The 20158-nt window shown below is 57.8% G+C and carries 25 protein-coding genes and 2 tRNA genes; 16 read left to right on the forward strand and 11 right to left on the reverse strand.

Annotation, left to right across the window (positions count from 1 at the left end):
• The first annotated feature begins 27 nt into the window (after positions 1-27).
• Both AKG12_RS29300 and AKG12_RS09030 read left to right on the forward strand, forming a co-directional pair.
• On the forward strand, positions 28-177 hold the full coding sequence (locus AKG12_RS29300; RefSeq protein WP_003496532.1) for a hypothetical protein: 150 nt from the start codon (positions 28-30) through the stop codon (positions 175-177).
• Between the two features lie 174 nt (positions 178-351).
• Positions 352-996, forward strand: a complete 645-nt coding sequence (locus AKG12_RS09030; RefSeq protein WP_052818555.1) for a hypothetical protein — start codon at positions 352-354, stop codon at positions 994-996.
• A 73-nt stretch (positions 997-1069) separates the two neighbouring features.
• Here the strand turns inward: AKG12_RS09030 and AKG12_RS09035 are convergent, their stop codons facing one another.
• Positions 1070-1606, reverse strand: coding sequence for a DUF1269 domain-containing protein (locus tag AKG12_RS09035; RefSeq protein ID WP_052818556.1), 537 nt, complete (start codon positions 1604-1606; stop codon positions 1070-1072).
• A gap of 252 nt (positions 1607-1858) precedes the next feature.
• On the opposite strand from AKG12_RS09035, the gene AKG12_RS09040 reads away from it, so the two are divergent.
• The 4 genes from AKG12_RS09040 to AKG12_RS09050 all read left to right on the forward strand — a co-directional run bounded on the left by AKG12_RS09040 (position 1859) and on the right by AKG12_RS09050 (position 3647).
• Positions 1859-1935: transfer RNA gene (locus AKG12_RS09040), tRNA-Pro, on the forward strand.
• A gap of 270 nt (positions 1936-2205) precedes the next feature.
• Positions 2206-2466 carry a hypothetical protein gene (locus tag AKG12_RS09045; protein ID WP_046800344.1) on the forward strand — a complete coding sequence of 87 codons (261 nt, stop codon included), beginning with the start codon at positions 2206-2208 and terminating at the stop codon, positions 2464-2466.
• Between the two features lie 122 nt (positions 2467-2588).
• Positions 2589-3074 (forward strand): hypothetical protein, encoded by a 486-nt coding sequence (locus AKG12_RS30700; RefSeq protein ID WP_197283310.1) that lies wholly within the window; start codon positions 2589-2591, stop codon positions 3072-3074.
• A 369-nt stretch (positions 3075-3443) separates the two neighbouring features.
• A complete protein-coding gene (locus AKG12_RS09050; protein WP_046800346.1) occupies positions 3444-3647 on the forward strand; it encodes a hypothetical protein in 204 nt (67 codons plus the stop codon).
• 329 nt (positions 3648-3976) lie between these two features.
• On the opposite strand, the gene AKG12_RS09055 is transcribed toward AKG12_RS09050, so the two are convergent.
• Positions 3977-4531: a dual specificity protein phosphatase family protein gene (locus AKG12_RS09055; RefSeq protein ID WP_046800347.1), complete on the reverse strand. Its 555-nt coding sequence runs from the start codon at positions 4529-4531 to the stop codon at positions 3977-3979.
• Positions 4532-4669: 138 nt separating this feature from the next.
• Complete coding sequence (locus tag AKG12_RS09060; RefSeq protein WP_046800348.1) at positions 4670-5257, reverse strand: YqaA family protein; 588 nt, start codon at positions 5255-5257, stop codon at positions 4670-4672.
• Positions 5258-5777: 520 nt separating this feature from the next.
• Between AKG12_RS09060 and AKG12_RS09065 the strand changes: the two genes are divergently transcribed.
• Positions 5778-6422 (forward strand): exopolysaccharide biosynthesis protein, encoded by a 645-nt coding sequence (locus AKG12_RS09065; RefSeq protein WP_046800349.1) that lies wholly within the window; start codon positions 5778-5780, stop codon positions 6420-6422.
• A 4-nt stretch (positions 6423-6426) separates the two neighbouring features.
• Here AKG12_RS09065 and AKG12_RS09070 read toward each other — a convergent pair whose 3' ends face one another.
• Entirely contained in the window at positions 6427-6702 is a 276-nt protein-coding gene (locus AKG12_RS09070; protein WP_046800350.1) for a hypothetical protein, read from the reverse strand.
• A gap of 176 nt (positions 6703-6878) precedes the next feature.
• On the opposite strand from AKG12_RS09070, the gene AKG12_RS09075 reads away from it, so the two are divergent.
• Positions 6879-6953, forward strand: a tRNA-Asn gene (locus tag AKG12_RS09075).
• Positions 6954-7053: 100 nt separating this feature from the next.
• Here the strand turns inward: AKG12_RS09075 and AKG12_RS09080 are convergent.
• Positions 7054-7467 (reverse strand): DUF2934 domain-containing protein, encoded by a 414-nt coding sequence (locus tag AKG12_RS09080; RefSeq protein WP_052818557.1) that lies wholly within the window; start codon positions 7465-7467, stop codon positions 7054-7056.
• A 171-nt stretch (positions 7468-7638) separates the two neighbouring features.
• Between AKG12_RS09080 and AKG12_RS09085 the strand changes: the two genes are divergently transcribed.
• Positions 7639-7878, forward strand: coding sequence for a hypothetical protein (locus AKG12_RS09085; RefSeq protein ID WP_052818558.1), 240 nt, complete (start codon positions 7639-7641; stop codon positions 7876-7878).
• A gap of 65 nt (positions 7879-7943) precedes the next feature.
• Here the strand turns inward: AKG12_RS09085 and AKG12_RS09090 are convergent, their stop codons facing one another.
• From AKG12_RS09090 to AKG12_RS09100, 3 genes are all read right to left on the reverse strand, one after another.
• A complete protein-coding gene (locus AKG12_RS09090; protein ID WP_080842170.1) occupies positions 7944-8387 on the reverse strand; it encodes a TIGR02594 family protein in 444 nt (147 codons plus the stop codon).
• Positions 8388-8500: 113 nt separating this feature from the next.
• A complete protein-coding gene (locus AKG12_RS09095) occupies positions 8501-9058 on the reverse strand; it encodes a methylated-DNA--[protein]-cysteine S-methyltransferase (protein ID WP_052818610.1) in 558 nt (185 codons plus the stop codon).
• Between the two features lie 133 nt (positions 9059-9191).
• Positions 9192-9473 (reverse strand): DUF982 domain-containing protein, encoded by a 282-nt coding sequence (locus AKG12_RS09100; RefSeq protein WP_046798901.1) that lies wholly within the window; start codon positions 9471-9473, stop codon positions 9192-9194.
• Positions 9474-9661: 188 nt separating this feature from the next.
• On the opposite strand from AKG12_RS09100, the gene AKG12_RS09105 reads away from it, so the two are divergent.
• The 4 genes from AKG12_RS09105 to sseA all read left to right on the forward strand — a co-directional run bounded on the left by AKG12_RS09105 (position 9662) and on the right by sseA (position 14449).
• Entirely contained in the window at positions 9662-11101 is a 1440-nt protein-coding gene (locus tag AKG12_RS09105) for a cryptochrome/photolyase family protein (protein WP_052818559.1), read from the forward strand.
• A gap of 122 nt (positions 11102-11223) precedes the next feature.
• Complete coding sequence (locus AKG12_RS09110) at positions 11224-12261, forward strand: cysteine synthase A (RefSeq protein WP_035217756.1); 1038 nt, start codon at positions 11224-11226, stop codon at positions 12259-12261.
• 12 nt (positions 12262-12273) lie between these two features.
• Entirely contained in the window at positions 12274-13011 is a 738-nt protein-coding gene (locus AKG12_RS09115; RefSeq protein WP_052818560.1) for an alanyl-tRNA editing protein, read from the forward strand.
• A gap of 16 nt (positions 13012-13027) precedes the next feature.
• A complete protein-coding gene (sseA, locus tag AKG12_RS09120) occupies positions 13028-14449 on the forward strand; it encodes a 3-mercaptopyruvate sulfurtransferase (protein WP_052818561.1) in 1422 nt (473 codons plus the stop codon).
• A gap of 242 nt (positions 14450-14691) precedes the next feature.
• On the opposite strand, the gene AKG12_RS09125 is transcribed toward sseA, so the two are convergent.
• Both AKG12_RS09125 and AKG12_RS09130 read right to left on the reverse strand, forming a co-directional pair.
• Positions 14692-15336, reverse strand: coding sequence for a dihydrofolate reductase family protein (locus tag AKG12_RS09125; protein WP_052818562.1), 645 nt, complete (start codon positions 15334-15336; stop codon positions 14692-14694).
• Between the two features lie 53 nt (positions 15337-15389).
• Positions 15390-16268 carry a DUF4344 domain-containing metallopeptidase gene (locus AKG12_RS09130; protein WP_052818563.1) on the reverse strand — a complete coding sequence of 293 codons (879 nt, stop codon included), beginning with the start codon at positions 16266-16268 and terminating at the stop codon, positions 15390-15392.
• 163 nt (positions 16269-16431) lie between these two features.
• Here AKG12_RS09130 and AKG12_RS09135 point away from each other — a divergent pair, with 163 nt between their 5' ends.
• The 3 genes from AKG12_RS09135 to AKG12_RS09145 all read left to right on the forward strand — a co-directional run bounded on the left by AKG12_RS09135 (position 16432) and on the right by AKG12_RS09145 (position 19539).
• On the forward strand, positions 16432-16899 hold the full coding sequence (locus AKG12_RS09135) for a DUF1203 domain-containing protein (protein ID WP_052818564.1): 468 nt from the start codon (positions 16432-16434) through the stop codon (positions 16897-16899).
• A gap of 99 nt (positions 16900-16998) precedes the next feature.
• Positions 16999-17334, forward strand: coding sequence for a PilZ domain-containing protein (locus AKG12_RS09140; RefSeq protein ID WP_046798894.1), 336 nt, complete (start codon positions 16999-17001; stop codon positions 17332-17334).
• 216 nt (positions 17335-17550) lie between these two features.
• A complete protein-coding gene (locus AKG12_RS09145) occupies positions 17551-19539 on the forward strand; it encodes a bifunctional 2',3'-cyclic-nucleotide 2'-phosphodiesterase/3'-nucleotidase (protein ID WP_052818565.1) in 1989 nt (662 codons plus the stop codon).
• A gap of 44 nt (positions 19540-19583) precedes the next feature.
• Here AKG12_RS09145 and AKG12_RS09150 read toward each other — a convergent pair whose 3' ends face one another.
• Entirely contained in the window at positions 19584-20126 is a 543-nt protein-coding gene (locus AKG12_RS09150; protein ID WP_052818566.1) for a DUF2087 domain-containing protein, read from the reverse strand.
• Positions 20127-20158: the final 32 nt, after the last annotated feature.

Here is a 20158-nt window from a genome sequence, read left to right on the forward strand (position 1 = left end):
TATGATCGTCAAACGGGGAGACATCTTATGACGCAGACCAATAATCTCTATCTCATCATCGGCGCACTCCTGGTGGTCCTTGTCGGCCTTGGGGCCTATGTCTGGCACGAGGAAAGCAAGCCGAAGGGCATCGAGATGAATATCGGCCCGAACGGCGTTTCCGTTCAGGAAAATTAAGACGCAAGCGTCGCGCAAACTTCTTTCAGTAGACCGGGTGCACCCCAAGCCCAAGCGGCGCGGGACGCACCCGGTCTTCTTATGAGAGGAGACGAAAGGCGGGATCAAAAATCCGCGCCAAGCCGGTTCGGTACGAATGATGCGTATCGGGCTGATCATGGAAAAGTTACCGAAATGGTCTCCTCCGTCGACCTGTCCACCCGCCTCACCGCCACCAGATTAGCCCTCAAGGCAATCAAGGAGCAGGATGACAATTCCACCGCGGCCTCATCGTCCTCGTCACGGGCAGCGCTTCTTGGCGCCTATGGCATCGATACGTCTTCTTCTTCCACCAATACGAGGCTGACACAGCTTCTGGCGCAATATGCGCAGACCACCGGCGAAGAGACGCAAACCGAGACTACACCGCAGGCGTCTTCCGGCGACATCACGCAGGCCGCTTTCATGAAGGATCTGAAGGCGATGCTGGAGGATTTGTCCAAGGACCCGGACAAGGCCTCGCAGGCAAAGGCGATGCTGGAAGCACTGGCCGCCGGCACGCTCACCGTATCCGATCCCTCCGAAGGCGCGCAGATCAAGGCGTGGGACGTGAAGGCCGATTCGAAAACCACCTCGAAACCGGCAACCGAGATCGCCACGACGGGCTGGAGCGATTTTCTGAAGGATCACCTCAAACGCGACGGCTCAGCCTATGTCAAGAGCGCCAGCGGCGCTTATGTCGACAGCATCTCCGGGAACAATGCGTTTTTCGGCAGCGTCGGCAGCCGCTACTATTATCTCAGCTGGCCGCAGGCGAAACCGGGCACGCTGACCGTCTAAGCGGCCGCTTCCGGAACCATCTGGACAAAACGCTGCAGCATGGATCATGCCGCAGCGTTCTTCCTGTTTTCATCTAAGCGGCGGGTGCAGCAGCCTGCGCGGTTTCACCCGACAGAGCTTTTTGCAATTGCGCTTCCTGATCGGGAGACAGCGAGGTCTTGATGACCCGGCCGCGCAGCCCTTCCAGTTCCGCCATGACCTTTTCCGGCTGCACCTTGCGGATCAGCACGAACAGCGCCGAAGAGCCATTGGGGATGGTTTCGCCAAGGGATTTGATGAAATCGTCATCGATGCCGAAATCGGTGAGCGAACCCGCCAGCGCGCCCGTGCCGGCACCAATTGCGCCGCCAATTGCAAAGCCCGCCAACGGATTGAGGAACAGCAGGCCAACAAGGCCGCCCCAGAGGCCACCGGACAGAAAACCGGAGCTTGCGCCAAGCGCCGTCAGATTGACGCTCTGCTTCAGATGCACCTTGCCGTTTTCATCACGAACGACGACCACGGCGTCTTCCAGATCGACCAGATATTCCTTTTTCAGCCCCGCAAGCTTCAGAAAAACCCGGTCAGCCTCTTCCGTTCCATCAAAACCAACAACGACGAGTTCAGACATATATTTATCTCCCTGAGTTTCAGTTCCGCTGCAATTGAACGCTGAAGTTCACGGCAGGTTCCAGCCATGATGGAAAGAGGATGTGTCATGCGTTTGACGGAAGCAACCGGCAGAAGGTGGAACGACAGTCCTTCACCCTTCCCCCTTCCCCCTTCCCCCTTCCCGCCATCCACACCCATTGTTCCTTTTTTTGAGAAAAGGCGATTTTCCGCTTGCGCCCTAACAGGCTTATATATAAACGGCTTTCAGGTTCGGAGCGTAGCGCAGCCCGGTAGCGCACTTGACTGGGGGTCAAGGGGTCGTGGGTTCGAATCCCGCCGCTCCGACCATAAAAATCAGATAGATAGCCAGTTCCCCCAGAGCTGGCTATATTTGTTTTAGCCACATTGTAGCCAGCGGGTCCCCCGAGCAACTGCGCGTTAGCTTTGCGCGGTGTTTGGTTCTCCCCCGCCCTGACGGCGCGCACTTGACTTGCAGGAGGCTGATGGATTGAACGCTGACCAAATTTGTTCTTACCGCCATCGCCGTCTTTCTAACGGTTACCGCGTTCAAGGACACCCCCAGCACCCTGACGAAGCCTGAGCCTGAAGGACATTGACATGGCGAAGAAATCAAAAATCGAACACTCTGAATTCTCAGGCGAATTCGAAGATGACGGCGTCACGGTCCTCGTCGATATTTACCGATCCGCCGGCACACAGCAGGATTGGAAGCTGGAGGTCATAAGCGAAAATGACCTTGTCACCACCTGGGACGAGCCTTTCGCCACCGACAAAGACGCATGGGAAGAATTTCTTGCCACGTGCGAAAAGGACGGCATTCGCAGCTTTCTTGAAGACGAGGATCCCGCAGTCCATTAGGGTCAGGCCCGCGGTATTCACCACACTGAGGAGAACAAAAAGCTTTCGGCGTTAGCGTCGGTCGCAATTGTTGCTTCGTCATGGAATGGTGACTTGCCCCTCAAGCCTATCAAAAGCAAAGATTGCCCATCGTTGTGGCTACGGGAATCCATTCGTGGCCCTGGCGGTATAAGCCAACGCACAGCGATGACCGCAACGCGGCTGAAGCGATCAGAATAATTCTCGAGCGGCAGTTGCTGGGAAATTGCATTTTCGGCAAGCGCCTTGGCGTAATTTTTGACGATACTGCCGCAACCTGCCTGGATGCGGATCGCTCAACACACCTCCGAAAGCGCATCCGAGTTTCCCTCGGAAAGCGTGAGATTCGGACCATCAAGCAGGTGATTTTAGACAAAGTGGCTCGTGGCCTTGCCCTGTGGCGCGAATTGCGGCCGCATCACTGGATATCGGCCCGGCTAACCTCAGGCGTCAGGAGTGTGTCCGGCGGGCGTTTACGATCCGCTGGTTTCTTTTTCCTTCTTCGCCTGATCGTGATGCCACTTGATGGCGAAGTACATGCCTGTACCCAATACGATAATCTTGAACGGGAAGAAGACTATAGGGAATAAATCCACCCAATTCCAATCCGTCATTTTGAATATTTCCAGTCTATTACTTGACATAATCTCCCGCAGGTAGAGCTACGTCAAAACTGCTGCCTCAGCAACTTCATTCATGCACTAAAGCACGGTCTTTTTGACGCAGCCCCGCCCCTCACCCGGGGCCCTTGCATCATGTCTCAGCGGTCCCCCGCCGTTTGGCGATCATCAGCCGTCTGAGTTCCTTCCTGTATCGAGGAATGCGGTTCTAATGAACAGGTTCGCGATTTGCTCTTTGTCATGCCACTCGCCTTTCACTAAAGAAAACGACGGCCGTATTGCTTTGTTGACTCTCCGCTAAAATTAGAACATTTAGTGAACAAAAGAGAGGTCGCTAATATGTCCGATGCTGCAAAATCCACCCCTGTACGGCCCGACGACATAGCCGGATACGTCATCCAGTGTCACGATGGCGATGCGAGAGCGGCGGTTGAAACGCTGCTTGGTGAAATCGAACATTTACAGGAACAGCTTTCCCTTGCGGTTGCCATCATGGGCAAAGGATATACGCGTGGCTGGACGCCGGATATGGCAGGCGATTGAGTCGGCTGTTTGCCGTTGGATGCGGGCTACCGGGCGAGGAGACCTTACCTTTGACGGACCCATGCCGTTGATGTGAGTGCAGCGCGCACCTGCCAGCATCGCTCTCCAGCAAGATATCTCCGACAGATCGTGCGTTGCCGGTCAAGTCGATTACAGACCGGATCCTGGTCCCGCTTTCCCACCACTCCGCCGCTGTCATGGCCTTGCCACTTCAGCGCGCCCTGCACCGAGAATCGCGCCCAGCCTGACCGCATCGGCAATCAAGATGGAACGCAAATCCCCTTGCCGGGAACGATCCATGATTTACGCAGGATTGGCCTGAAGCGCCCTCAGAACTCGTTCGACGCGATGGCGAAGTCGTCGGTGACTGGCATGTGCTCCACATTCTCCCAGGTTCTGTCCATGGCATAGGTTGCCGAGAGATAGGGGATGCCGATGTGGCCGTAACGCACCGAAAGCTGGCTTTCCGCCTCCTTTTCGCCGAGACGCGCAACGCGGCTGAGATAAAGAGCGGTGGCGAGGCCCGTGCGGTCAGCGCCGGCCTTGCAGTGGATGAGGATAGGTTTCGGCGCATCGCGCATGATCGCAACGAGCTGGTTGACCTGGTCCATGTTGAGTTCCTGGCTGGCCGACATGCCGAAATCGATGTGCTTCAGCCCAAGCTCGCGTGCTGTTTCGACCTCACCCCGGTACCAGGCCTGGGATTCATTCGGTCCGCGCAGGTTGATAACCGTCTTGATGCCGTGATCTTTGGTGTAGCGCACAAGCTCTTCATTGCTCGGCTGGTTGGAGCGATAAAGCTGACCGGCCACGACCTCGTGAAAATTGCCGAGAAGCTGGATGGCGTAGAGATATCCGCCTGCCGCAAGCACAACAAAGCCCATGCCCCCAAAGGAGCACTTCCAAAATCTTCGCATAATAAAACGGTTCCCTTACTCGACAAGAGAACCGATACAGACGGATTCTGACAGCAAGCTGAAAGTTATGCGACAGTATTGTAAGAGTAGAAAAATTGCGTTCGATCAACGCACGAAAACGTAAACCGCATAGACCGCGATGAGCGCCGCGGCTGCCGCTGCCGTGATGACGCCGAGGCGTTTTTCGATGAAATGGCGCACTGAATCACCGTATCTCTGCAGCAATCCGGCAAGGATGAAAAAGCGGGCGCCACGTGTGACGACGGCTGAAAGAATGAACAGGCCAAGGCTGATATTGGCCGCGCCTGATAGGATCGTCACCACCTTGATCGGCGGCAGGTGCGCAAGCCCCGATGTCACCAGCAGGAGCACGATGGTTTCGTAGTCCACCGAGTTCTTCAGGTGCTCGAAACTGTCGAGCTTGCCGTAAAATTCAAGAATGGGCCGCGCGATGCTCTCGAAAGCATAATGGCCGAGAAACCAGCCGGCGATGCCGCCGAGGACCGAGGCGACAGTCGCCACAAACGCATAAAACATCGCCTTTTTCGGCTTGGCCAACACCATGGGCAGGAAAAGCACATCCGCGGGCACGACGAAGACGGAGCTTTCCACAAAAGCGACGATCGCCAGCCACCATACGGCGGTTTTGCGCGCCGCAAGCGCCATTGTCCAGGCATAGATGTTTTTCAGCATGTCATGTCCCCGGGGAAGAGTGTGGAGAAAAGTCAAGGCGGGAGCGCCGAGGCATCTCAGCAGTGATTTACGCGATTTACGACGGCGCGCAGCGGACCGAGAAGAGCCAGCGCCGCAGCAGGATTAGACACAACGCAAGAGAATGGCAAATGTTGGAAGAATTATTTTTGCATCGCAAAAAATGGGAAATACCAGCGATTCCAGCCCACACCGATACTCGGTTGCTGCGATGCGAAATTTCATCCTGCGGTAGATAAACTCGCCTTTTTGCTGTAGAATAAGAGATGTAAGAAGTGGAGGAAGTTATCATGGACTATGTAAACTTCATTACGTCGATCAACCCGGTGATACTCGCCATCCTGCTGGTGGTTCTTCTCGCCGGTGCCTATAGCCACTGGGTTTCGCACTAATAAAGCGAAAGATACGACGAACCATGACCATGCCGGTTTCTATCGGCGATAGGCATGTGGCCTGATGAATGTTATCAAACCCGGAGTTAAAACAACTTCCGGGAAGCGGCATGACGAACGAATTCGCATTCACTGATACGTCTGAAAAGCTCAGCACCACGCTGGAGAAGCTTATAGGCAAATTGCAGGGCCAGACGATCACGTTGCGCGAACTGATGGAAGCGATCGGCGAACAGGGCCTGTTGCTCATCTGCGCAATTGCGTCCCTGCCCTTTCTCATTCCGGTCTCCATTCCCGGCGTCAGCACGGTGTTCGGCGCGGCAATCATCCTCGTCAGCCTCGCAATCACGCTGAACCGCCTGCCATGGCTGCCGGCCAAGATTCTCGACCGGCAGATGGAGACGGCAAAACTAGTGCCGGCGCTTCAAAAAGGTGTCGCCATCGTTTCCAAGCTTGATGGTTTTATTCGTCCGCGTGTACCGGCGCTCACCACCGGCATCGTCGCCAACAGAATAAACGGCCTGGCGCTGATGACTGCGGGCGTATTGCTGATGATGCCGCTTGGCTTCATTCCCTTTTCCAACACCCTGCCCGGCGTCGCCATCCTGCTTTTATCCGCAGGCATGATTCAGAGAGACGGCGTGACCGTGCTGGGTGGCTATCTGTTTCTCGGCCTGACGGCGATTTATTTCGCAGCGCTTGCCTATGCCGCCTTCTGGGCCGGACAGGGCATCAGCAGCTCGATCGGCGGATAAGCGCCTACCGATCCCTGTCACGGGCTTCGCGGCGGTTCTGTCGCGACGCCCACCAGACCGCAAGCCTTCGCCGCCTGCGGCGCACCGCCGGCAGATCGTGCGAGAGTACGACAAGACCGAGCGGAATCATCCAGAAACCGAGAACGGGCAAAAACCCCAACGTTCCGCCAACCACCAGAGCGGAGCCGGTGGCGATCCTGCCAACCCGCGAACGCGGCATGGCAAGGCTCCATTTTCCGACATGGAGGCGACCCGTTTTGTGGTTCATTCCGAATTTCATTCCATCCTGCCCTTCAGCGTCTGGCCTGTGGATAATTTTTTGACCTTCAATAAGCCCGGAAAATCGGGACTTCAGAGGGATAAAACAAGAGGAATGCGTTTTTTTTGAAAAAACCGCTTGGCAAATCGGAAAAGCATTTGTATTACCCCGCTCACACCGCGCCAAGCAGCGCACGTTCCCTGGTAGCTCAGCGGTAGAGCATTCGACTGTTAATCGACAGGTCGCCGGTTCGAATCCGGCCCGGGGAGCCATTTCTCTCAAAAACATGTTTTGAAGAGCGAAGTGCAGCTGCATTCGCCCGATCCGGTTCGTGGCATTTTTCGCTCACCTGACGAGTGGGCCTTCCGGCAATCAGGTCTTCTTGACTGCGCGCTTCGTTGCCTTTGCAGCGTTGGTGAGCGCCGGCGGATCGCTGGCCGGGAAACTTTCTTCAAGGCTTTCCGTGAGATCGTCGACTTTGTCCTTGCCCGTCGACTTCTGCTCCTTCTCAAGCGACTTTACCGCCGGGGATTTGGCCTTTGCTGCCGGAGCCTTCTTCGCTGGCGTTTTCTTCGCGGGCGCTTTGTCGGTCGATGTCTTGTTCGTCGATGTCTTGGCGGCAGCGGATTTTTTCACGCCGGCCTTATCCGCAGTCTTTGCGGCACCGGCGGAAACTTCCCGTTCAGCCTCGATCCAGTGGCGCTCATGATGCCCGTCAGGCTTGCCTTCCTTCTCCCATATTGCGCGCGCTTTTTCACGGATTGCGGCTTCGCGATCATGGCTCATAACGGGCCTCCCTCTTTGCGTTGCACCGGTTTTGATTGTGCCACTGAAAAAACAGAAAAAGCCAGACTTTGTTCCTCACAGACCGATCGCGATCGAGCATTTCTTCGAAAAAGGGAACCGTCATGGATGCGGGATCGTTTGCTCCGCGGAAACCCCGCAGGAGAATTATTCATGAGCACCCCGAAAAAACCGCAGAACGAACCGCTCGATATTCGCGACGAGGATGTGGCGCGTTTCGAAACCGACAGCGAACTCAAATCCAAGGACAGTGAGATTTATCCGGATGAGACGATGAACCTGCGCGCCCGACGGCAGGCTGCGCGCCAGCATGAGGATGCCTTCATCGTTGCCACCGACCTGGAGGACGATGACCAGCGCGACGCCGCTCCCGGTACCAGGGAGCAGCCATAGGCCCCTTAAAAACGGATAAGGCGGGTCATGGCCCGCCTTTATAAGAATAAATGATGTCCTGGTCTTCAACGGCGAACGGAGACGATGGCCTTGCGGTTGAAATTGGATACCTGCACACGGCCAGACTGGTTGCCGCCGAGGATCTGGGCGGTCTTGCCGCTCATGCTCTTCAAAATCCCGGCATGATAACCGCGGCCGTTGCGGATGACGACGATATCGCCGGGCTTGGCTTGGCCGACGGGAACGGCGTAACCGAAAGACGTCCAGGATTTCGCAAATCCGTAGGATTTCGGAGATTGTCGGCCGGCCTTGCTGGCGACGGCATGCAGGAAAAGGCCACACCAGGGGGTGCTGCGGGGGTTTGCCCCAAGAATATTCTTCAGGCTCTTGTTGTTTTTGGACTCATGCAGCCCGGTGTATTTTTCTGCCTGGTTCAGCATGCCGGCAGAAGCCGGCGCCACGACTGTAAAAGCCAAGGCAGCGGATAGAATTAACGCGGATACTCTCAAACGTCTCGCCCTTATGTTGGAGGGCGTCCGTGTATTGTGACAATTTAGCGACAATTTGACGAGAAATGGGCAGAAATCAGACGCCTATTCATGCGGCCTGATCTGTCATTGCTTCAAAACAGGCTGCCCTGCGCCTCATCGGCACGGTTGCGACCGGCATTTTCGAGGTCCAGCATGCGCAATTTGGTGGTGGTTCCGCCCGGCGCGGAGAAGCCGCCCAGCCGACCGCCGGCCGCCAGAACGCGGTGGCAGGGAATGATCAGCGGCACCGGGTTTTTCGCCATCGCCTGCCCGACATCCCGGGCCTTTTCCATGCCGAGACCGAGGGTCTTTACGATGCCGCCATAGGTCGTCGTGTCGCCCCAGCCGATCTGCCGCGCAACCTCGTAAACATCGAGAAAAAACCGTTCCTGCCCGGCGAGATCCAGTTCGACAGGGGTAAAATCGATCGCCTCGCCACTGAAATAACGGGTGATCATCGCGATGACCTCACGCGTGCGTGTGTCGGGAACCGCAATCGTTGACGACGGAAAACGTTTAAGGAGAAGCTTTTCGGTTTCCCCTGCGTCAGCACCGGGTAATTGCAGACGGGCGATGCCGCGCCCTGCCCATGCAAGGCCGCAATGGCCGAGCGCGGTTGGAAAAACAATATAGCCATAGTGGTTGGTCATCGCATTCATTCATCCGCTTCGGGCGCACACGATGCCATATCCTGCGTCCGAAACAACCCGTTTCCTGATTGTGAAAAAACAAGGCCACCCGGTTCGGCGGATGGCCTTTTCCATGCCAGTCCTGAAAAACAGCTCAGGATGCGATTTTATTCTGCGTCTCCGCCCTGTCCTCCATCAGGCATTGCGCCTGCCGGCTGGCCGCAACGAAGGCCGTGCGGGCGATTTCACCCGCCACGTCACCCATCAGCGAGGCGCGGCACAGACGCAGCGCCTGCTCGTGCGCCTTGTCGCCGCGTTCGGGCCATTCGTGCTGGAGAAAATCGAAGGCTTCGTAAACGCCGTTGAAAATCCGGGGAGCACCGTTTTCAAGGGAGATGGTAACGGGCTTTTCCCACTTAACGTCTTTCAGCAACATTGATTGCACTTCCATGCTCTATTAACCCGCGACAAACGCCGGCTCCTCCAGTTGGTTCCCTTCACCTGCCGTTTCAAGGGCGAAAAAATAACCCTCGATAAACCATGTGCCCCATCTTTCCATTCTAGCCGATTTGCGGAACAAAGCGTTTCAACACTCGTTCAAGCCGAAGTGAACCGGGTTCTTTCATGCCGATAACAGCCTCCCCCGTCATCGTCTGGTTCCGCAAGGATTTGCGCCTTTCGGACAATCTTGCCCTTCTCGCAGCTGTGGATCACGGCGGCCCCGTCATCCCCGTCTATGTCAGGGAAAAATCCTCTGGCCCGCTGGGCGGTGCGCAGGAGTGGTGGCTTCACCATTCGCTGGCCTCGCTTTCCGCCGCGCTGGAAAAAACCGGCAACCGCCTTCTGCTTTTAAGTGGTGATGCCGAAAGGACGCTGCGGCAGTTGATATCGGAAACCGGCGCAGACGCGGTATTCTGGGATCGTCGGTATGATCCGGTCGGCATGGCCACGGACAAGGCGTTGAAACAGACGCTGCGCAACGATGGCCTGACAGTCCGCAGCTTTTCCGGCCACCTGCTGCATGAGCCATCGCGGGTGCAAACGAAATCCGGCGGCCCCTACCGGGTCTATACGCCCTTCTGGCGGGCGCTGGAGAGTGGCGAGGAGCCGCATACCCCTGCGGAGGCGCCAAAGAGCCTGAAGGCGCCGAAGACATGGCCGACATCTGAAAAACTCGATGACTGGAAGCTGTTGCCGCTCAAGCCGGACTGGGCGAAGCACTTCAGCGACGTCTGGGCACCCGGCGAAGACGGCGCGCAGGAGAAACTCGACGACTTCATCGATGGCGCCCTGAAGGGCTATGAAGAAGGCCGCGATTTTCCGGCAAGGGACGCGACCTCGATGCTTGCACCGCATCTGGCCTTGGGGGAAATATCGCCCGCCACCGTCTGGCACGCGACGAAGGGGCTTTCCCGCCACATCGCCTCAAACGATATCAGCCGTTTTCGCAAGGAAATCGTCTGGCGGGAGTTCTGCTATCACCTGCTATTTCATTTCCCCGAACTGGACGAGAAGAACTGGAACGACAGTTTCGACGCCTTCCCCTGGCGGGACGACGAGAGGTCCTTCAAGGCCTGGACGCGCGGCATGACGGGATATCCGATTGTCGATGCCGGGATGCGACAATTGTGGCAACACGGCACCATGCACAACCGGGTGCGTATGATCGTAGCGTCCTTCCTCATCAAACACCTGCTGATCGACTGGCGGAAGGGCGAGAAATGGTTCCGCGATACGCTTGTCGATGCCGATCCGGCCTCCAACGCCGCCAACTGGCAATGGGTGGCGGGTTCGGGGGCGGATGCCTCGCCGTTTTTCCGCATCTTCAATCCCATACTACAGGGTGAGAAATTTGACGGTGATGGCGATTATGTGCGCCGTTTCGTGCCGGAGCTTGAAAAGCTCGAGCGGAAATACATCCACAAGCCATTCGAAGCGCCGAAGGAGGTGTTGAAAAAGGCGGGCATCGAGCTTGGCGAAACCTATCCGCTGCCGATCGTCGATCATGCAAAGGCACGCGAAAGAGCGCTTGCCGCCTATGCTGCGGTGAAGAACAACGCATAAAATTGGGTATCGGCAAAATTTTGCGTGGCTAAGCCAAAGCCGGGAAGATAATTTCTTGCCTTGAGGCGGTTGTAACGGGACATAACGGCACCTAATTTCCGCTCAGACAAGAAGGCTCAATCATGACCATTCATCCCTCTGCGCTCAGTGCTATCGGCAATACGCCGCTCATCCGTCTGAAGGCCGCCTCTGAAGCGACGGGGTGCGAAATCCTCGGCAAGGCGGAATTCCTCAATCCCGGCCAGTCGGTGAAGGATCGCGCCGCCCTTTACATCATCCGCGACGCCGAACGGCGCGGGCAGCTGCGCCCCGGCGGCACCATCGTGGAAGGCACGGCCGGCAATACCGGCATCGGCCTGTCACTGGTCGCCAATGCACTCGGTTACAAGACGGTGATCGTCATTCCCGAGACGCAGAGCCAGGAAAAGAAGGACGCGCTGAAGCTTCTCGGCGCCAAGCTGGTCGAAGTTCCGGCAGCGCCCTATTCCAACCCGAACAATTACGTCAAGGTCTCCGGCCGGCTGGCGAAACAGCTTGCCGCGACGGATGAGAACGGCGCGATCTGGGCCAACCAGTTCGACAATATCGCCAACCGTCAGGCCCATATCGAGACGACTGCACCCGAAATCTGGGACCAGACGGATGGCAAGGTGGATGGTTTCATTTGCTCGGTCGGCTCAGGCGGAACGCTGGCGGGCGTGGCCGACGGTCTGCGCGATTTCAATCCTGACATCAAGATCGGCCTTGCCGACCCTGAAGGTGCCGCGCTTTACGAGTTTTACAAGCACGGTGTCCTGAAATCCGAAGGTTCCTCCATCACCGAAGGCATTGGGCAGGGCCGTATCACCGCCAATCTGGAAGGTTTTACGCCCGACTTTTCCTATCGTATTTCGGATGCGGAAGCGCTTCCGGTGCTGTTCGATCTGGTGACGAAAGAGGGACTTTGCCTTGGCGGCTCCTCCGGCATCAACATTGCCGGCGCAATCCGCCTTGCCCGCGAGCTTGGTCCGGGGCATACAATCGTGACGATACTATGCGACTACGGTAATCGTTATCAGTCGAAGCTGTTCAATCCGGATTTCCTGCGCTCCAAGGGGTTGCCGATTCCGCAGTGGCTGGCGACGAAAAGCGAGATTGCGGTTCCGTACGAAACCGTTTGAGGACATGCCGAAATGCCTGTGAATGCCCTGTTCCGTGACGATTTTTATCTTTCCACCGTAGAAGCGATCGTCACGGCGGTGCATGAGGATGGCGGCATAGAATTCGACCAGACCTGCTTTTATGCGACGTCCGGCGGCCAGCCCGGCGATAGCGGCTTTCTCGAGCGGGCTGATGGGTCGCGTATCGAACTCGGCGTCACCAAAAACGGCGCCGACAAGAGCGTCATCATCCATGTGCCGCTCGAAGGCCAGCCTTCTCCTGAAGTCGGCGAGAAGCTGACCCTGCATGTGGACTGGCCGCGCCGCTACAAGCTGATGCGCATGCACACGGCCTGCCACCTGCTCTCCGTTGTCTGCCAGTGGCCGATCACCGGCGCGGCGGTCGGTGAAGACGAATCGCGTGTCGATTTCGACATGTCGGAAACCATCGACAAGGATGAGGTGACGGCAAAGCTGATGGCGCTGGTGAAAGCCAACCATCCGGTCTTCCTGCAATGGATCACCGATGAGGAACTTCAGGCCAATCCGGGCATCGTCAAATCCAAGAATGTGCGCCCGCCGATGGGCCTTGGCCGGGTCAGCCTCGTCTGCATCGGCGAAAATTCCAGCATCGACAGCCAGCCCTGCGGCGGCACCCATGTTTCCGAAACGCAGGAAGTGGGCGATATTCACATTGCCAAGATAGAAAAGAAGGGCAAGGAGAACAGGCGGTTCCGCATTCGTTTCGGCGCGCCTGAAGCTGTTGCCTGAGATCGGGAGAAACATCGTGAGCACGGATAAGAGCCGTTTCGTCGTTTCGGCGGACTGGGTGGAAAAACAGCTTGGCACAGCCCGGTTTCGTCTCGTTGATGCCTCGTGGTATCTGCCGGCGCACAAGCGCAATGGCGCGGAAGAATTCGCGGCCGGCCATCTGCCCGGCGCTGTCTTCTTCGATCAGGACAAGATCGCCGATCATACCACCGGACTGCCGCACTCCCTGCCCTCACCGGAGTTCTTTGCGCAGGAGGCCGGCGAGCTTGGTCTAAGCGAGAATGATACGATCGTGGTCTATGACGGCCCCGGTTTCTTTTCCGCACCGCGCGTGTGGTGGATGCTGCGGGTGATGGGCGTGCGCAAGGCCTATGTGCTGGATGGCGGCCTTGATGGCTGGAAGCGCGAAGGCCGGCCGCTTGAAACCGGCACGCCGGAGATCGAACCCGCGACCTTTACACCTGACTTCAACGAGAAACGCGTGACATCGCTATCGACCATGCGCGGCATCGTCGATAGCGGCAATAAGCAGATTGCCGATGCCCGTGGCGCGGGGCGTTTCACCGGTGATGAGGCCGAACCGCGTGCCGGCATGCGCTCTGGCCATATGCCCGGCGCGCGCAGCCTGCCAGCGACAGCATTTTCGGAGAACGGCCACTTCAAGGACCTGACCGCGATCCGCAAGATGGTGACTGACGCCGGCATCGATCTTGGCAAGCCGGTCGTGACGAGCTGTGGCTCGGGCGTTACCGCTGCCGTCATTACGCTGGCGCTGGAATCCCTCGGCCATCAGGATAATTCGCTCTATGACGGTTCCTGGTCGGAATGGGGCGGTCTGGAAGACACGCCTATCGCCACCGGCCCCGCCGAGCCTGTTCCCGTTGTATCGCATGGGCCTTTGAAGGCGCATGTGACGCAGCTGGAAATGACGACGCCGCCGAAGGTCAGCCTGCCGATCCCCGTCAACATCCAGACGGCACTGATGCGCGTCACCGATATTCCCCTGCACTTTTATCGCTATCTTTACTGGCGGGTGGGGAAACGCTGGCATTGGCAGAAACGCATGCGCATGAGCGATGCGGAACTGTCAGCCGTCCTCAAGGACCCCAAGAATAGCGTTACAGTTCTTTACATGAACGGTGCGCCCGCCGGTTTCTTCGAACTGAACAAGGCGAGCGACGAGGTGACCGAGCTTTCCTATTTCGGCCTGCTCGAAGAAGCGATCGGGGCTGGCGTCGGCAAGTGGTTCCTGTTGCAGGCACTTTACGCCGCCTGGCAGGACAATCCGAAACGGGTGACGGTGACGACCAATACGCTCGATCATCCGCGCGCGCTGCAACTTTACCAGATGATGGGCTTTTCGCCCGTCGGCACCTATGAGGCCTGGGTTGAGCCGCTGTCCGACACCGAGCTTCTGGAAATCTCGCTGCGTAATTGAGTACCGCATTGAGAGCGACGCGTGCCATTCTCCGATAAGGAGTGTCTGGTCCCCACTCCCTCATTCCTGTGCTCGTCACAGGAATCCAGTCAGCCCAAGTCCTTGGGCTGAAAGGACTCTCTCGCCGCGCAGACGCGCGTCGGCTGGATTCCTGTGACAAGCACAGGAATGAGGGTGGAGGCATCCGTGGGAGCGGCAAACTGCTCCGCGATGTCTCTGAAAATACTTAAACGGCGCAGCATTCATGCCTTGTTGATAATCAGATGCGTAGCGCCCTCGCCCGCCACGGTTCCGGTAGAGAGGTAGCCGAGCGCAGACAGGTCCATTCCCTCGAACAAATGTTCACCCTTGCCGAGAAAAACCGGGGCGATCGCCAGATGTAATTCATCGATCATGCCCGCAGCCATATATTGCCGGATGGTGGAAACACCGCCGCCGATGCGCACGTCCTTACCATCCGCCGCTGTCAGCGCCATGTCGAGCGCCGCCTCGATGCCGTCGGTCACGAAATGAAACACCGTGCCGCCCTTCATCGTGAAGGACGGGCGCGCATGGTGCGTCAAGACGAAAACCGGAACATGATAGGGCGGCTCGTCGCCCCACCAGCCCTTCCAGCTTTCATCCGGCCATGCGCCGCGCACCGGCCCGAACATGTTGCGTCCCAATATCCATGCGCCGATATTTGCGAAGCTCTTTTCGGTAAAATCCTCATCCGTACCGGTCGAGCCGCCCTCCTTTCCGAACATGCGGTGAAAGGTCCGGGTTTTGACCGCCCATTGATGCAGCGTTTCGCCGTTCACCCCCAGCGGGTTCTGGAGACTCTGGTGCGGTCCCGCGCCATATCCGTCAATCGAAATGGCGAAATTGCGAACGACAACCTTCGGCATGGCACGCTCCTCCCATTCGGCAGGGCCAGATCGCCAGCGTCCGGCAATCGACCTCAGATTTCCCGTTCCAGATTGACCGCCGTCGGAATTTGCCCACCGGCAGCGCCCTTGTCTTCCGTGACGGTGCTCAGCAGATGATCGGCAATCAGCTCCGCCTGGAATTTACCAAGCTCATAACAATAGGTGATCTCACGCTTTTCAGCCGACCAGTAGACATCAGGACGCCCGCAGGTCCTGGCCGTGAGCTTAACGTCACCCTTCAGACCGTAAGCGCCGAAACTGCGGCTGATGAGATCGAGAACCTTCGATTCCCTGATCATGATGGCGTAGGCTTCAAGCTCGGGATCGCGCGGCGGCATATAACTGACAATGAATTTGGACGGCGTCTGGCTGCGATGTGGGCTCAGAAAATTCTCCCAGGTCGAAGCGACGCGCGGATAGGCGGCGGCGCACTTGTCGAACTCGGCGTTGTCCAGCCCCATCATGGCGGCGAGATCGCCATAACCATCCTTGTCGCGGCCGACCATCAGGCAGGCCATGTTGCGGTCACGGCTTTTCTCGGGAACGAGCGCGGAAAAGACCGGTGCTTCGTGCTCGGGCAAGGTTTCCGCCTCGCGTCCGAGATACCAGCTATCGGTGGCGTTGACGAGCGCGGTATCGAGCCATTCCTCGTTGGCCTGGAGAATGAGCGTGCCCGCCAGCTGGTCGGCCGGCGCCTGCACGCTGCCGGTCTCCACGGTTCCGAAATCCGAAATCAGCATGCGCGCGCCCTCGTGATAAAGCGAGAAGATCGCGTTGCCGATGACGAAATTGACCGCCTGCTGCAACTGGTCGTCGGACAGGCCATCGAGACCGGCGGCAGTCTGTGCCTGAGCCGGGGCCGTCAACGAAACAAAAGCCAGCGGAACGGCGGCCAGAAAACGACGCAACATAAAATCAGACCTTCCGGGAACGAGGAGCGTCACTGATTCCCGATGCAAACGAGTCATGCAATGGGCTGGTTGCATCACCTGTCAAGAATCGGGTGGATAGCACTCGGTTTGGAGATCATAGCTGCAAAGAAGCAACGCCGATCCAAACCAGAAAGAACCCGCCATGACCGATCTCGTCTTTATTGCAATGCCGGCTAATGAAGCCGAAGCCTTCCGGGCAGGCGCTGCGGACGCCTATGGCAACCCGCCGGAACGGAGCGTTTCTCCTGGAGGCATGCCCTGCCGCCATTGTCTTTCCCAGATTGGTGAAGGCGAAGGAATGCTGATCCTCGCCTACCGGCCGTTTCCGTCGCTGCAGCCCTATGCGGAAACGGGACCTGTGTTTTTGCATGCCGAAGCCTGCGAGCGCTATCCGCAAACGGAGACCCTGCCGCCGATGCTGAACAGCCCGGATTATATCGTGCGCGGATATGGCGCCGACAACCGCATCGTCTATGGCACCGGCGCAGTGACGGCGACGGGCGATATCGTGTCTCGCGCACGACATCTTCTGGAGCGCGCTGACGTTGCTTATGTGCATGTCCGTTCCGCCCGCAACAATTGCTATCAGTGCCGTATCGCCAAAGCATAATCACAGCATTGTCTAGAATTTTAACCGAACAACTAAACGGGTCTCAAACTTTTACAGCTTATTATGCCCGTATCGGAAACAATTGATTTGAGCAGCAAAATGGCAAACAACCTCAATATGGCGACCCGCACCGCGCCGCGCAGCAAGACCAGGATTTTTGCGACCGTGCATTATTTCAGCCAGTCGACCAGAGCCCGCGTCCTTGATCTCTCGGCGACCGGCATGGCGCTTGAGCTTGATGGGCCTTTCGCTGCCGCCAAGGGCAGCCGGGTCAAGGTGCAGAGCGAGGATCTGGGCTTCATCGAAGGCGTCGTGCAATGGCAGCACCAGAACCGCCTCGGCCTGCAGCTGAAGCTTTCCACCAACACGCTGGCGCAGCTCTCCTCCTATTTCCGCTTCTTCCATGAAGAAGTGAAACCGACCCTTGCCCGCTGATCTTCTCTGCCTGAAAGCCGGAATGCGCTGCCCGGAAGAAGCGCATTCCCCGATGTGGAAGCGTGTGCATCGCACTCCAATGACAAAAAATTTATCAAACGGTTGAAAACGGACCTATCTGTCACCGGCTTGTCATTTTGGTGATGGACTCCTCGGCGATTGCTTCTACCCTGTCCGCTTCTCAAGACAGAGCAAGCTTCATCCGAAGGAGTTCCCATGTCGCCGCTTCTCGCTCTCCACCCCATCACCCGCCGTTCGCTGCTCGGCGGCATTGCGGCCTCTTCGGCGCTGGTGCTGCTGCACCCCTTCGCCGCCCGCGCCTCTGCCAATCAGGCGCATCTGCGCATCATGGAAACGACAGATATCCACGTCCACGTCTTTCCCTATGATTATTACGCCGACAAGCCGAACGACACGATGGGTCTGGCGCGCACTGCCTCGATCATCGGTGCCATCCGCGCCGAGGCCGGAAACTCGATGCTGGTGGATAATGGCGACTTCCTGCAGGGCAATCCGCTCGGCGATTACATCGCCTATGAGCGCGGCATGAAGGCCGGCGACAAGCACCCCGTGATCAATGCCATGAACGTGCTGGGTTATGATTGCGGCACGCTCGGCAACCACGAATTCAATTACGGCCTCGACTATATGTCGAACACGCTGGCCGGCGCCGGTTTCCCCTTCGTCTGCGCCAACCTCACCAAGGGTCAGCTGGCGTCGGACCCCAAGCAGGACGAGCTGTTCTTCAAGCCTTATATCATTCTTGAAAAGCAGATCCGCGACGGCGGGGGCGTCACCAGCCCGGTCAAGGTCGGCATCATCGGCTTCGTGCCGCCGCAGATCATGATGTGGGATTCCAAGAACCTCGAGGGCAAGGCCCAGACACGCGACATCATAGAGGCGGCCAAGGCCTGGGTTCCCGCCATGAAGGAAGAAGGCGCCGATATCGTCATCGCCCTTTCCCATTCCGGTATCGACGGCAAGGGCCAGAGCGATCGCATGGAGAACGCCTCACTTTATCTGGCGGGCGTCGAAGGCATCGACGCGATCTTTACCGGCCACCAGCATCTCGTCTTCCCCGGTCCGAAGACCTGGGACGGCATAGAGGGTGTTGATGCGGTCAAGGGCACGCTCCTGGGCAAACCGGCGGTGATGGCCGGTTTCTGGGGTTCGCATATGGGCCTCATCGACCTGCTGCTCGAAAAGGACGGCAAGAGCTGGAAGATCGTCGATTTCACCTCTGAAGCACGGCCGATCTATCACCGCGATGACAACCGCAAGATCGTTGCCGACTTCACCGACAAGCCGGAAGTCATCGCCGCCGCCAAGGCCGATCACGAGGCAGCCCTCGCCTATGTGCGCCGCCCGGTCGGCAAGACGTCTGCCCCGCTCTATTCTTATTTCGCGCTGGTGGCCGATGATCCTTCCGTGCAGATCGTCTCCAACGCCCAGACCTGGTACATCAAGGACATGCTGAAGGAAGGCCAATATAAGGACCTGCCTGTGCTTTCGGCAGCAGCCCCCTTCAAGTCCGGCGGGCGCGGCGGCGCGGATTATTATACCGATGTCCCCGCCGGTGACATTGCCATCAAGAACGTCGCCGACCTCTATCTTTACCCCAACACGGTGCAGGCGGTGCTGATCAACGGTGCGCAGGTCAAGAACTGGCTGGAAATGTCGGCTGGCATGTTCAACACGGTCGAGGCCGGCGCGAAGGATGCACCGCTGCTGAACGCCGATTTCCCGTCCTATAATTTCGACGTCATCGACGGTGTCACCTATCAGATCGACATTTCCAAGCCGGCGAAGTTCGACAAGGATGGCAAGGCGGTCAATCCCGACAGCAACCGCATCGTGAACCTTGAATTCAACGGCAAGCCGATCGATCCCGAACAGAAATTCGTGGTTGCCACCAATAATTACCGCGCCGGCGGCGGCGGCAAGTTCCCGGATATCGCCGCCGACAAGGTGATCTTCGTGGCGCCCGACACCAACCGCGACGTGATCGTGCGCTATATCATCGATCAGGGCACCATCAATCCGTCCGCGGATGCCAACTGGTCGTTTGCGCCGGTGGCCAATACCTCGGCAATCTTCGAAACCGGCCCGAAAGGCCGCCATTATGCGGCTGACATCAAGGGCGCAAAGATCGAAGATGCCGGCGACGGCGCGGAAGGTTTCGCAAAATTCCGTCTGGTTCTTTAAAGACCGCAGCCCTCCCGGCGAAACATCGCCGGGAGGGTGTTTCTTCAGTCGCGGCCTTTCACGATACGCAACAGCAGCGGCAGCTCCATCGGCGGCTTCTGCTCGATGCGTTGGTAATCGCTACCATCGCGGTTGCGGCGGATGAGCTTCAGGCCGACCATGTCGCGACGCAACATCGCGGCATCGCCAAACAGATGTAGATCATTCAGGAAGCTGCTGAATTCCCGTTCGGAAAAACTGCGCCCGGCGGGAATTTTCGCCCATAGGTACCAGAGGCACAGTTCCTGCTGGGAGCGACGCGCAGGCCATTGCATCAGCCTGCCGGCGGCATCGAAAATCCGCGCGGTCTTCAGCACCCTGCCCTCATTGGCAGCTGGCATTGTCTGCGGCGACGGATGGCTGCTTTCGGCGGATGATGTGCGCGCGGCGCGCAGATGCTGGAAATTGCGGAACCCGGCGGCCCGGCTCAGAAGATTGAGCATCTCCACATGGCTTGGCTGGCGCTCCAGCCTGCCGATCTGTTCGCGAACGGATTTGGCAAAGGTCGAGAGATCGGCGATATCAATGGAAAGGATCGAACGTGGCATGACTTATCCTCGCGTGCCATTCCGAAGAGGTG

The organism is Agrobacterium sp. SUL3, from assembly GCF_001263295.1.
In the GTDB taxonomy this organism is placed as follows: domain Bacteria; phylum Pseudomonadota; class Alphaproteobacteria; order Rhizobiales; family Rhizobiaceae; genus Agrobacterium; species Agrobacterium tomkonis.